The organism is Bacteroides ilei, from assembly GCF_900128495.1.
Taxonomy (GTDB): domain Bacteria; phylum Bacteroidota; class Bacteroidia; order Bacteroidales; family Bacteroidaceae; genus Phocaeicola; species Phocaeicola ilei.
In genome coordinates this window covers 3,237,134-3,249,988 of the sequence record NZ_LT635801.1, presented here as the reverse complement: position 1 = coordinate 3,249,988, position 12,855 = coordinate 3,237,134, and the positions used below count along the sequence as shown (strand labels likewise).

Sequence of the window (12,855 nt, the reverse complement as noted above, 5' to 3'; positions counted from 1 at the left end):
CTTAAAAACATACGACTATGCAACAGGAAGATGATTTGAGGGGGCTTGCAAGGGTCATGGACTTTATGCGGACAATCAGTATTTTATTCGTGGGAATAAACGTGTATTGGTTCTGTTACTCCAGCCTGAAAGGATGGGGAGTAACCTTTGAAGTGATTGACAAGATTTTGTGGAACTTCCAGCGTACCACCGGGCTGTTCTCGTCCATGCTGTGGACGAAACTTTTTGCGGTGGTGTTTCTCGCCCTATCGTGCATCGGGACAAAGGGGGTGAAGAACGAGAAGATAACTTGGACGAAGATACATTGCTGCCTTGTGGTGGGTTTCGTCCTGTTTTTCCTGAACTGGTGGCTGCTGGAACTGCCCTTGCCGCATACGGCGGACACGGCATTTTACATCGCCACGCTGTCTGTGGGCTATATATGCCTGCTCATGGCGGGTACATGGATGTCCCGCCTGTTGAAGAACAACCTTATGGATGATGTCTTTAACACCGAGAACGAGAGTTTCCAGCAGGAAACCCGACTTATCGAGAACGAGTATTCGATAAACCTGCCAACACGTTTCTATTATAAGAAGAAATGGAACAACGGGTGGATAAATGTGGTGAACCCGTTCCGTGCCAGCCTTGTGCTGGGCACGCCGGGAAGCGGAAAGTCATACGCAGTGGTAAACAATTACATAAAACAGCAAATCGAGAAGGGTTTTGCACTCTACTGTTATGATTATAAGTTTCCCGACCTGTCGCAAATAGCATATAATCATTTGCTCACGCATTTGGACGGCTACAAGGTCAAGCCCAAGTTTTACATTATCAATTTTGACGACCCACGCAGGAGCCACCGGTGCAACCCGATAAACGCCAGTTTCATGTCGGACATAGCGGACGCTTACGAAGCCAGCTATACGATAATGCTCAACCTCAATCGCAGTTGGATAACCAAGCAGGGCGACTTCTTCGTGGAAAGTCCGATTATCCTTTTGGCGGCTATCATTTGGTATTTGCGCATCTATCAGGGCGGCAGGTATTGCACGTTTCCCCATGCCATTGAACTGTTGAACAAGAAATACGCCGATGTGTTCACGATTTTGCGCAGCTATCCCGAACTGGAAAATTATCTTTCCCCGTTCGTGGACGCTTGGGAATCAGATGCCCAAGAGCAGTTGCAGGGGCAGATAGCGAGTGCCAAAATACCGCTTTCACGTATGATAAGCCCGGCACTTTACTGGGTAATGACGGGCGATGATTTCTCGCTGGATATAAACAACCCGAAAGAGCCTAAAATACTGGTTGTCGGCAACAATCCCGACCGCCAGAACATCTATTCGGCGGCACTGGGATTGTATAACAGTAGAATAGTGAAGCTGATAAACAAGAAAGGTCAGCTTAAAAGTTCGGTGATTATAGACGAGTTGCCCACTATCTATTTCCGTGGTCTTGACAACCTGATTGCGACCGCCCGAAGCAATAAGGTGGCGGTTCTGCTGGGCTTTCAGGATTACAGCCAGCTTACCCGTGACTACGGGGACAAGGAAAGCCGTGTGATACAAAATACGGTAGGCAACGTGTTCAGCGGTCAGGTGGTCGGTGAAACGGCAAAAATCCTGTCGGAGCGTTTCGGGAAAGTGTTGCAGAAACGGCGTAAGCATTCGGTAAACCACGTTGCAAATTTTGTGAATTAGTTCCGAATCGGTGTTATTTGTAGTCGATTCGGAACTAATAGTATCTATTCGGAACAAGTTTGATGGGATTTAGCCCAATCACGTGGTAGAAGTTCTTCCATATTCTTCTCATCCCTTTCATAATATGGGATTTTACTCAGGACATCTTCCATCCAGATTCTGGGGTCTACTTCTGCAGACTTGCAGGTGGCAATCAGTGAGTACACGATGGCAGCCCTGTATGCGGATGCGTCGTTGCCGCAGAACAGATAATTCTTTCTGCCCAAGGCCAAAGGTCTTATGGCATTTTCTATGCGGTTGTCATCAATTTCGATTCTTCCGTCGTTTACGTATCTGGAAAGCCTGGGAAGAAGCGTGTACGTATATTCGATGGCTTTACCCATGCGGCTTTTAGGAAGCACTCTGAGATAAGCATCCTGCAGCCACTTTTCAAATTCAAGTATCAGCGGATAGGCCTCACTGATACGTTTTTCCTTACGCTCTTCGGCTGCGAGTCCGGCATCATTGGCTTCAGATTCTATCTTGTACAGCTTGCCGATGTAGTGTATTGCCTGTGTGGCCAGGGTCCTGTTCTCTTCCAGGGCATCCACGTACTTCCTTCTGGCATGTGCCCAACAGCCGACCAGGGTGATTCCTTTCATCTGCTCGAACTGTTCGTAAGCTGCATAGCCGTCACATTGCACAATGCCACGGTAGCATCCCAGCAGTTCACGGGCTACCATCCCCGAACGGCTGCCACGGTCATAATGGAACATGACGTCCCCCGTGATGCCGTCGCGCACGCACCACTCATACCCTTTTTTCGCCTTATGTTTCTCATTGTCCATCACAGGAATGACACTCTCGTCCACTTGTATATACTCACTGGAGAGTATCTTCTGTTTGAGCAGGTTGTACAGCAGCTTGAGTTTCTCCACCGCCATTTCATACCATCCGCACATGGTAGATTCGCTTATGCTGATTCCTGATTCGCGATACTGCTGTATCAGACGGTAGAACGGGAGATGATACATGAACTTGCCGATGATAATGTCCGTCAGGACCGAGGCGCCTGCCATACATTTGCTGACCGGAACAAGAGGTAGCGGGTGAATCAGGATCTGCCTTTCCTCGGGGTATTTCTCCATATCGGATTTACTTATCACTTTGTGACGGACGGTCTTCAGGATATATACTTTTGCCGGAACACGTTCCAGGCGTGAACTCTCTTCCTTTCCGATTTCAATGAATTCATCCTTAAGCCTGCCTTCCTCGTCTGTTGTCCCTTCAGGGTAAAGATCAACAACCTCTACAGGCAGTGAGGAAGTGTCCAGAGACTTGCGGACCGGTTTTTCCTTGACTTTTATAGTTCTGGTGATTTCTTCTTCACTCTTGCGGACTTCCTTCTCCATCCGGGATATTTCCATGGAGGACATTTCCTCCTTTGAGAACAGAAACAGCTGGTTGGGATCAAGCGGAAGACTCTTCTCGCTCATCCGCCCAAAGACTTTTTTCCGGAGCCAGTAAAGGGATTGTTCCAGCGAGGAAACCCTGCTGATAAGCGCCGCTTTATCCTGACGGAGCTTCTCAATTTCTTCCAATAAGGCTTTTTCCTGTTCTTCTGTAAGCATCTGTATCTCATTGTTCTACAATGTAAATATACTAAAATCCAATGACATACAAAAGCGAATAGAGTAAAAATCCGATACTATTTTCGAAGTTTCTGCAGGTTTTCAAGTCTCGTGCGACGGGAGTCGCGGGCTTCCATGATACCCTCCACAATCATGACAAGTTCCCGCCATTCTATATTTGTACAGACCTCATTGTCGTTGGCAGAATCAGGCTTGCCTAAGGTACCGGCTTCCAGAAGTTTGGAATACAGCACCATGCCGCCCGGCTCCCAATGCAGGAGCTTTATGCGGTCACGGGCACGGTTTATGAAGATATATACGTTGCCGTTGCTGGGGTCCTGACCCATGGCGTCGGTAATGATACCGCTGAGAGTATGAAAGCTTTTGCGCATATCAGTCGGGCGGTTATACAACAGATAGCGCATACTGTCATTAAGGCTGAACATGGCTGCAGGCCTGGATGATTGAAAACAGTTCCTTTTCATTTAGCTCACCGCAAATGCGTATGGCAGTACCGGCCGGTGTACGTATTTCTATCTCTTTCAATCCGCTTGGCGGGATCGGTGCGTTTTTCTGTTTACGCCCGCTTGTTCCGGCAAATGAAGGAACAGGAACAAAAGATCCGCTGTGGGGAAGCTCGATAAACTCACCTTGAGCCGATTTACCCGATGATTGCTCGGCGGCATAACGGGATTTGCTGTCATAAAACCGCCATACAGGGATATTGAGCTCCTCTAATCTTGACTTATAAGTCACTTTGTGCTCTTTGCAGTAGTTCATTATCTCTACTACTTCTTCTCGTGTCATCATAACTTTGCTTTTTGGACGTAAAGTTAATGATGGAAGTTGGAGATAAAAATACGTGGTTTACCGAATGCTTACGAAACGGCAGAGCATGACAATCAACCAGCGGGAGAAGTCCACCTCGATAAGCACCCAAATGGACAGCCTGATACCTGCCAGCAAAATATCCAACCTCACGCAAGGCATGTTCGTGGGGGCGGTGGCGGACAACTTCGATGAACGGATAGAACAGAAGATTTTCCACTGTGAAATCGTGGTGGACAACGAGAAGGTGAAACGGGAAACAGCCCGTTACGTGAAGCTGCCGCAGATTATCGACTTCACCGACAAGGACGGCAACGACCGGATGCAGGAGGAAATACAAGCCAACTACGAGCGCATCCGTCAGGAAGTCCGGCAGATTGTCGAGGACGAGTTAATCCGTATCAAGAATGACCCGGAGCTGTGCCATTTGATTAAGGAGGAAGAATAATTGATATTCTTTCATGACACAGAGAATTTTACTAATTACATACTCCTATAATGATTGATTTTTTGGAAATATAAAGTAAATTGACTTTATTATAAACTAAATAGTTTACAAATAATTCAAATAAGTAGGTTTAATTTACCAATGATCCAAATAGTTTATTGAGAAATACTTTATAGCAATAATATTAAATAAAGGGGAATTATCTTTCAGGATACTTATACAATTAATTTCGTAAGCATACTATTTCCCGCCACGACAATTTTATCGGCTGTTTTTCAGCCGATAAAATAAAAATGTCCGCGAGAAAATATTTTTGTTTTAACATTCCGGTTTATAAAAACATGGCAGAAGAGTCTTCTTGTCGCAGACCTTACCATGAAGAATACATTCAAACAAGTGCTTCAGGTAATCTTGAGGGTCTATATCGTTCAACTTACAGCTTTCTATCAGCGAGAAGATGAATGCCGAGTTTTCTGCCGCATCCTCACTGCCGATATTCATACAGTTTTTGAGCAGCAGCTTTACAGGTTTCATCCTTTGCTCACAGAGGTTGTTCGATATTTCCGCTGCACCGTCCTTGAGGATATTTTTCAGGGATTTCCACTGGTTTAACGTATAGTTCACAGCCTTTCTCATCAGTTCGTTTGCCATGAGTTTGGTATCCTGCATCATCATGACCACCTTATGATGGATACGTTCAAGAATCGGTCCTGTAAGTTTAAGTCTTTTTTCCTTAATCTGCTCACCGCTGAGTTTCATTGTGCGGAACAAGTCTTCATTTCTGAACATATCACCGATAGGGTCTATTATATCCATCGCAGTTCTGTCTGAAGGCAAGGCATCAACCCACAACCTCCTGCAGTGCGTCCAGCATCCTATGTGAAGCACCTTTGAGGCTTCTCCGTCAAACATCCTGTAAACCGTATATCCGTCAGTGGATATGGTTCCCATAAAATATTCCAGGAACGACTTTGCCGTATCGGAAGACCTGCTGCCGTTGTTATAGTGATAATAGACCATCTTTATATGCTTTGCAAAGAAAGCCCATAAGTACTTTCTCCTGTAAGCCTTACCTTCCGGTGTTTCAACTCCAACGAGTTCGGTAGTCTCATCAACCATAAGGTATTTTGCCCTCTGTACAAACTCCTTGAATGCATCTCCGATAAATTCCTTTAGTTTGGCGATTCCGTTATGGATATAGCTGTTCAGCGTGGTGTTGCTTATATGGATACCTTCTCTTGCAAGCAGCCTTATCTGTCTATTTTCAGGCATGCTGAAGTCATATTTCAGACAAAGCAGACGGGCAAGCAAATCAGGGGAGAAGATTCCTCCAAGGTTTTTCAAGGGATGCTCCATGGTGCTTGTGAAAGTGCCGTCTGCAAGCTTTACCCTTGCCACCTTGTACACATGCTCCACGTTATGAGCCCTTACATGTTCTACAACCCTGTATTCCCACACATCAGGCATACCGTTGCGGTTCATAAACCTTGCACCTTCAGGAAGCTGATAATAGTCTTCTATTTCATGAACAACTACCTTATCCACCTTCAGCCTGGTCTTTTCTGCACGGGGAGCTGTTTCCTTTTTCCTTGAAGGCCTGCAGTTCTGTGCAGGTACGTTACCGGAAGAGGTATTGCTGCCAGTACCGTTACCATCTGCCTTATTATTATCATCTTTCTTATCAGAGCCGTCATACTCGGACTTCTCCATCGCAGACTTGTCAATGTTACGGTTGTTCAGCAGCCTTCTTTGCTCGGAGGTACGGCCGAAACGATGTTTCCTGCTATCCTCAAGCTGAAGCCTGAGATTGGATATCTCATTTGCCAGCATCATGTTCACCTCGTCTTTTGCCTCAAGCTGCTTTCTCATAAGTTCTATTTCTTTCCTGTAATGTTCAACCGTGGTTGATTGCTTTTCGAGGGAATCTTTGAGATCATTGATTGTATCAATCAGAGCCTTTGAGTTCTCCCTGTTGGATTTTTCAATAGACTCAAGCCTCGCAATCAGTTCTTTATTCTGTTTGCGGAGCCCTGCCTTTTCTTCATTCGCCAGACCCAGCTGGCAGCAAAGTAACTCGTATGCTCTTTCATCAATCATGATATAAAGGTACGAAAAATCAAGCAGTTACGCAAACTTTTTATCAATTATTTTTGCATTATTTTATTGATAATCAATGCATTAATATTACTCTTTAGGACTGACATACATCTTGTCGACTACAATACTCTCCGTAAGATAGGCCATGTCCGACCATTGTATCCGGTAGCATTTGGAGACCTCATCAAACACCGGTTTCTTGAATCTCCCCATGATAGGACGTTTCTCGTAAAGCACATAAAAACCACGTTCGTAATGAAGTATCTTCACGACCTTGCGGTTACGGGACATGAACATATATACATTGGATGCATCACTCGGGTCAAGTGACATATCTTCCCTTATACTCTCACACAGACGGAAGATTCCTTTCCGCAAATCCACATTACCGTTGAACAGGTAATAGTTCAGGTTAGCACTCAGTCCAAGCATATCATCCTATCATTTTATTAAGCAACAGACTCAAATCAAGAACTGTGGTGTTTCTCAGAAACAGTGTCGCTCCGGATGTCAATTGCAGTTTTACCCACTTAATCGGAGATTCACCTTCAGGCTGTTTCACTTCCAACTTTACAGTTGGACTGTTGCAAGGCTTGCCGGTTATCTGGACTTTGGCAACCTTAGGTTGTTCTACATGAACAGTCTTGCCTAACTTCTCGCTCCACAGTTGATGACGCTGCCAGTTCATGAACTTGTCGTAGTTTACTCCATAATCAGCACAGAACTCCCGAAGATCCTTGGTCTCGCTGCATAACTGATAGAGGTCATATACCTCCTGATAGTTTACTTTTTCTTTCGCCATAATCATTGTTGTTATTTGGTTATGGCGCAAAGGTAGGTTTGTGAATAATGTGCGTCAAGGCGGAAAATAGTATGGTTACTTTCCTTTTCTAAAAAAGAGTACCATAATAGTCATGGCATTTGCTACAAATGCATTGCGTTTACAAAGTTAACACATTTTTCTGTAAATCAATATATAAATGGAGTATATTTGAGTCTATTTAATCGTAAAGTACTATCACACCAACAAAACTTCGGGTAAAGATAATTATCTGATATTTATGTCGGTATTCCTCTTCATTATATGTAATCCATCATTCTTTGAATGTTCACCATCTCATCTGTGTAATATTTATCTCGTTCAGCTCGCAATAAAGTCAACTTTGATTCTATAATCTTTTTATTATTTTTATAATTCAAATCAGAACGCATAAGCTGATACAGCGTAATCTGTTGCTTCAAGGTCACACCATCAGAATATTGGTCAGTTAGAGCCTTTAACTCTTTTTCTAACATTATTATTTGGTTGTCATACTCTTTTAATTTGTTGAGTAATGACATCATTTTTGTGTCATACAAGGTCATAATATCTTTATTTATTGAATTTTACCATTAATCCATAAACCTTCCTTTAATATTCTTCCATCGAAAGAAATAAACTTTCCACAACCATGTGCTAGACCATTTCTAAAAGTACATTCAAAACGATACCCCTTATTTGGATATGTTACTGACCCTTTTCCATTTTGTTCATTATTTTTCCATTCACCTTCATAAGAACTTCCATCGCCATAAATTAATTTGCCATATCCCTCCCGTTTTCCACGATAAAGTTGACCGACATAATACTCTCCCTTCTCGTCATGAAAATCTAACATTCCAACCCCATGCATTATATCATTTTCCATATCTATATCTCCAATATAATCTATTTGACCTGGAATTATCAACACACCTTTGCCGTGATAATTATCTTCTTTGAAAAAACCTCGATAGATTATTTTCCCAAATTCGACTCCATAACCATCTTTTAAATCATTTATAAAATTCCCTTCATAAACGACTCCGTCAGCATAATGACAAACACCATAACCATTAAGCATACCATTCTTAAAGTAGTCTCTGTTAGTAGTTCCATCTGAATAGTATTTTATACCATATCCATTGGGCTTACCATTTTCCCATTCTCCAGTAAAAGTATAGGGTTCAGTTGACCCATTAAAATCTTCACGTGATTTTGCTGTATAAAATTGTTTAGCCATATTTCTATACTATTTATTGAACAAATCTACTAAAAAATCGTGAGATTTTCACTATTATAGGATAAAAATATAGTTCTCTCCACGGCTCTTCCATTTAAGATTGATTTGTTTTTCAAAAATGTTGTTATTTTATAGAGAGCCTAACCAAGAGTGTTGGAATGATTTTGTTGGTGTGCTTCTATATTTAAGGTTATATTACCGAATTACATGGAGCATCATAGAAATTCTATGCGTAAACATAATCAACTCAAACAGTTTGTTTACGCATTGTTTACGCAAGCGCATAAAAAAAGCAGTTAGCAAATTGCTAACTGTCTGATTTTCAAAGTGGACCAGCCAGGGCTTGAACCTGGGACCTCCAGATTATGAGTCTGTTGCTCTAACCAACTGAGCTACAAGTCCGATATTTCAGATATGTTTCCGAAACCGGTGCAAAAGTAATGGTTTGGTATCAATTCTGCAAGATATAGCCTCATTTTTTTGATAAAAAAATTTAATATATGGCACTTTCCCGAAATATAATGTAATTTTGCGAAACTTAATCTTTTAATTATTAGGCATTATGTCACAAAACACGAACGAACCTCATCTGACCGGCCTGACCGACCAGGAAGTTCTGGCCAGCCGCGAGAAACACGGCGTAAATCTGTTGACTCCCCCCAAACGTACACCCATGTGGAAACTGTACCTGGAGAAATTCCAGGACCCGGTTATCAGAGTATTGCTTGTAGCCGCTGTGTTTTCACTCATCATCTCAATCATCGAAAATGAATACGCCGAAACCATCGGTATCTTCTTCGCCATATTCCTGGCAACGGGTATCGGATTTTATTTCGAATATGACGCCAACAAGAAATTCGACCTGCTCAACGCCGTAGGTGAAGAAACGCCCGTAACGGTTATCCGTAACGGCAAAGTAAGGGAAATTCCGCGCAAGGATCTGGTAGTGGGCGATATCGTCATCCTGAATACGGGAGAGGAAGTCCCCGCCGACGGTGTCCTGCTGGAAGCCGTTTCGCTGCAGGTCAACGAATCGACCCTGACCGGCGAACTGATGGTGAACAAGACGACAGACGAAGCCCACTTCGACGAAGAGGCCACCTACCCGTCGAATACCGCAATGCGCGGCACAACCATTACCGACGGACATGGAATCATGAAAGTGGAACGCGTGGGCGACGCTACGGAAATAGGCAAAGTGGCCCGTCAGGCTACGGAAGAAAGTCAGGAGCAGACCCCGCTGAACATACAGCTCACCAAACTGGCCAATCTGATAGGAAAGGCCGGATTTACCATTGCCGCACTTACCTTCATCATCTTTACCGGCAAGGACCTGTACGCATTCTTCACCGCGGGAAGCTATACGGGCGACTGGCATTCATGGCTGCACATTGCCCGCATCGTACTGAAATATTTCATGATGGCGGTAACACTTATCGTGGTGGCTGTCCCCGAAGGGCTGCCCATGAGCGTGACATTGAGCCTTGCGCTGAACATGCGCCGCATGCTGAAAACAAACAACCTGGTACGCAAGATGCACGCCTGCGAAACCATGGGAGCCATTACCGTTATCTGTACCGACAAGACCGGTACACTGACCCAGAACCTGATGCAGGTGTATGAAGCGCAACTGGACGAATCGGATCCCGACCTGATAGCCGAAGGTATCGCCGCCAACTCGACGGCTTTCCTGGAAGAAAAAGGCGACGGCGAAAAACCGTCCGGGGTAGGAAACCCTACCGAAATTGCCCTGCTACTATGGCTCAACGGAAAAGGACAGAACTACATGAAGCTGCGTGAGGAAGCCAAGGTTGTGAACCAGCTCACGTTCTCGACCGAACGGAAATACATGGCTACGCTGGTTGACTCACCCCTACAGAAGAAACGTGTACTATATATAAAAGGTGCTCCGGAAATCATAATGGGCAAATGTAACCTGACAGCGGAACAGGTGGCACAGTACAACAGCCAACTGCTGGCTTACCAGAACAAGGCCATGCGTACACTGGGACTGGCATACCGCTATATACCGGAAGGTGCATCCGAAGACTGCGCCGAACTGGTGGCCGAAGGAGGAATGACGTTCCTGGGTATATTCGCCATCAGTGACCCGATACGTCCCGACGTACCCGACGCTGTAAAGAAATGCCAGTCGGCCGGCATCGGTATCAAGATCGTGACGGGTGACACGCCGGGAACGGCTACCGAAATAGCCCGCCAGATCGGTCTATGGAAACCGGAAGACACGGAACGAAACCGCATTACAGGCGTGGAATTCGCAGCGTTGAGCGACGAAGAGGCACTCGACCGGGTACTCGACCTGAAGGTGATGAGTCGTGCCCGCCCGATGGACAAGCAGCGCCTGGTACAGCTGCTCCAGCAGAAAGGCGCCGTAGTGGCGGTAACCGGCGACGGTACAAACGACGCCCCTGCACTGAACCATGCACAGGTAGGTCTTTCCATGGGTACAGGTACTTCCGTAGCCAAGGAAGCCAGCGACATAACCCTGCTGGACGACTCTTTCAACAGCATCGCTACAGCAGTCATGTGGGGACGTTCCCTCTACAAGAACATACAGCGCTTCATCGTATTCCAGCTCACCATCAACGTGGTGGCCCTGCTCAGCGTACTGCTGGGAGCTTTCTTCGGGACCGAACTGCCGCTTACCGTAACCCAGATGCTGTGGGTAAACCTGATTATGGATACGTTTGCCGCCATGGCACTGGCATCCATCGCTCCAAGCATGGACGTCATGAACGAAAAGCCGCGTAAACAGACCGACTTCATCATCACCAAAGCCATGCGCAACGATATCTTCGGTGTAGGTATCCTGTTCCTGGCTGTCCTGATGGGACTGCTGGCGTGGTTCAAGACCTTACCTGGAGGAATGGATGTGCACCACCTCACCGTATTCTTCACCATATTCGTAATGCTGCAGTTCTGGAACCTGTTCAATGCCAGTGTATTCGGCACCAGCCATTCCATTTTCAAGGACGCCGGGCACGCCATAGGCATGCTCAGTGTGGCACTGATTATTTTGGTAGGTCAGATCATTATTGTTACCTTTGGCGGAAAAGTGTTCCGTACCGAACCGCTGCCGCTCCATGAATGGCTTCTGATTATCGGAAGTACCTCGGTTGTACTCTGGATAGGCGAACTGTGGAGAGGTATAGGCCGATTAAAAAAGAAATGACCGTTTATGGAAATCATAACAGGCGACATACAGATAGCCATTCCCCCCTGTGCAGCTACTATAGGCTGCTTTGACGGTGTCCACCGCGGGCACCGGTACCTGATCGGACAGGTCTGCCAGGAAGCCGCACAAAGGGGACTGTCGTCTGTACTCATCACCTTCCCCGTACACCCGCGCCAGGTCATGCAGTCCGACTACAGACCCCAGCTTCTTTCCTGCCTCCAGCAAAAGACCGACCTGCTCCAACAGCAGCCCGCCGACTACTGCATCATGCTTCCGTTCACCCGCGAGCTGTCCATGCTTTCGGCATACGAGTTCATGCGGCTACTGCGCGACCGTTACCAGGTGAAAGTGCTCGTAATAGGGTACGACCACCGCTTCGGACATAACCGCAGCGAAGGTTTCGAAGACTATTGCCGCTACGGACGTGAACTGGGAATGGAAATAGTACATGCCCGGGCTCTGGTGGAAGACGAACTGTCTATCAGCTCTTCGACCATACGCAACCTGCTGAAACTGGGTGAAGTGGAACGTGCCAACCATTTTCTGGGCTACCGCTATTACCTGGACGGGGTTGTAGTGGACGGCTACAAGGTAGGGCGCACATTGGGATTCCCTACAGCCAACCTCCAGCCTTCCTGCCCCGACAAACTGATTCCGGCAGAAGGCGTATATGCCGTCTATGCCTATGTCAAGGGCCGACGCTATGCCGGCATGCTCAACATCGGACACCGGCCGACCGTAGACAACGGGAACGACCTGAGCATTGAAGCCCACATCCTGGACTTCTCGGACAATATCTACAACCGCTACCTGCGCATCGAATTCATGCACTTTATCCGTCCGGAACAGAAATTCGGAAATCTGGAAGCGCTGAGGGCACAACTCCGGAACGACAGGGAAACCGTAGCCCGCCTGCTGCCCTGACCCGGCAAACACACTTCACCTGTACAAT

Annotated in this window: 10 protein-coding genes, 1 tRNA gene and 2 pseudogenes; 4 read left to right on the top strand and 9 right to left on the bottom strand. The window is 46.0% G+C overall.

The annotated features are described in order from the left end of the window. Positions 1–17: 17 nt before the first annotated feature. A pseudogene (mobC, locus tag BQ7489_RS13745) lies at positions 18–1,658 on the top strand (conjugal transfer protein MobC); the annotation flags it as partial. Positions 1,659–1,726: 68 nt separating this feature from the next. On the opposite strand, the gene tnpC (BQ7489_RS13740) reads toward mobC, so the two are convergent. The 3 genes from tnpC (BQ7489_RS13740) to BQ7489_RS13730 all read right to left on the bottom strand — a co-directional run bounded on the left by tnpC (BQ7489_RS13740) (position 1,727) and on the right by BQ7489_RS13730 (position 4,102). Further along, positions 1,727–3,292 carry an IS66 family transposase gene (tnpC, locus tag BQ7489_RS13740; RefSeq protein ID WP_072531206.1) on the bottom strand — a complete coding sequence of 522 codons (1,566 nt, stop codon included), beginning with the start codon at positions 3,290–3,292 and terminating at the stop codon, positions 1,727–1,729. 77 nt (positions 3,293–3,369) lie between these two features. Continuing rightward, a complete protein-coding gene (gene tnpB / locus BQ7489_RS13735) occupies positions 3,370–3,738 on the bottom strand; it encodes an IS66 family insertion sequence element accessory protein TnpB (protein WP_072531207.1) in 369 nt (122 codons plus the stop codon). Then, positions 3,725–4,102, bottom strand: coding sequence for a hypothetical protein (locus tag BQ7489_RS13730; protein ID WP_227195382.1), 378 nt, complete (start codon positions 4,100–4,102; stop codon positions 3,725–3,727). Before BQ7489_RS13730 ends, tnpB (BQ7489_RS13735) begins: the two co-directional genes overlap by 14 nt. Positions 4,103–4,163: 61 nt before the next feature. On the opposite strand from BQ7489_RS13730, the pseudogene BQ7489_RS13725 reads away from it, so the two are divergent. Next, a pseudogene (locus tag BQ7489_RS13725) lies at positions 4,164–4,568 on the top strand (conjugal transfer protein TraG); the annotation flags it as partial. A gap of 318 nt (positions 4,569–4,886) precedes the next feature. On the opposite strand, the gene tnpC (BQ7489_RS13720) reads toward BQ7489_RS13725, so the two are convergent. The 6 genes from tnpC (BQ7489_RS13720) to BQ7489_RS13695 form a co-directional block, all read right to left on the bottom strand. Continuing rightward, a complete protein-coding gene (gene tnpC, locus BQ7489_RS13720; RefSeq protein WP_072529584.1) occupies positions 4,887–6,665 on the bottom strand; it encodes an IS66 family transposase in 1,779 nt (592 codons plus the stop codon). An 87-nt stretch (positions 6,666–6,752) separates the two neighbouring features. Then, complete coding sequence (gene tnpB, locus BQ7489_RS13715; RefSeq protein WP_072529583.1) at positions 6,753–7,097, bottom strand: IS66 family insertion sequence element accessory protein TnpB; 345 nt, start codon at positions 7,095–7,097, stop codon at positions 6,753–6,755. Position 7,098: 1 nt separating this feature from the next. Further along, positions 7,099–7,467: a hypothetical protein gene (locus tag BQ7489_RS13710; RefSeq protein WP_204352735.1), complete on the bottom strand. Its 369-nt coding sequence runs from the start codon at positions 7,465–7,467 to the stop codon at positions 7,099–7,101. A 278-nt stretch (positions 7,468–7,745) separates the two neighbouring features. Further along, entirely contained in the window at positions 7,746–8,030 is a 285-nt protein-coding gene (locus BQ7489_RS13705) for a hypothetical protein (RefSeq protein ID WP_072531494.1), read from the bottom strand. A gap of 11 nt (positions 8,031–8,041) precedes the next feature. Then, positions 8,042–8,707: an MORN repeat-containing protein gene (locus tag BQ7489_RS13700; protein WP_072531492.1), complete on the bottom strand. Its 666-nt coding sequence runs from the start codon at positions 8,705–8,707 to the stop codon at positions 8,042–8,044. A 328-nt stretch (positions 8,708–9,035) separates the two neighbouring features. Next, positions 9,036–9,109: transfer RNA gene (locus BQ7489_RS13695), tRNA-Ile, on the bottom strand. A 160-nt stretch (positions 9,110–9,269) separates the two neighbouring features. Between BQ7489_RS13695 and BQ7489_RS13690 the strand changes: the two genes are divergently transcribed. Both BQ7489_RS13690 and BQ7489_RS13685 read left to right on the top strand, forming a co-directional pair. After that, positions 9,270–11,900, top strand: a complete 2,631-nt coding sequence (locus BQ7489_RS13690) for a calcium-translocating P-type ATPase, PMCA-type (protein WP_072531490.1) — start codon at positions 9,270–9,272, stop codon at positions 11,898–11,900. Between the two features lie 6 nt (positions 11,901–11,906). Beyond that, on the top strand, positions 11,907–12,827 hold the full coding sequence (locus BQ7489_RS13685) for a bifunctional riboflavin kinase/FAD synthetase (RefSeq protein ID WP_072531488.1): 921 nt from the start codon (positions 11,907–11,909) through the stop codon (positions 12,825–12,827). Positions 12,828–12,855 lie beyond the last annotated feature (28 nt).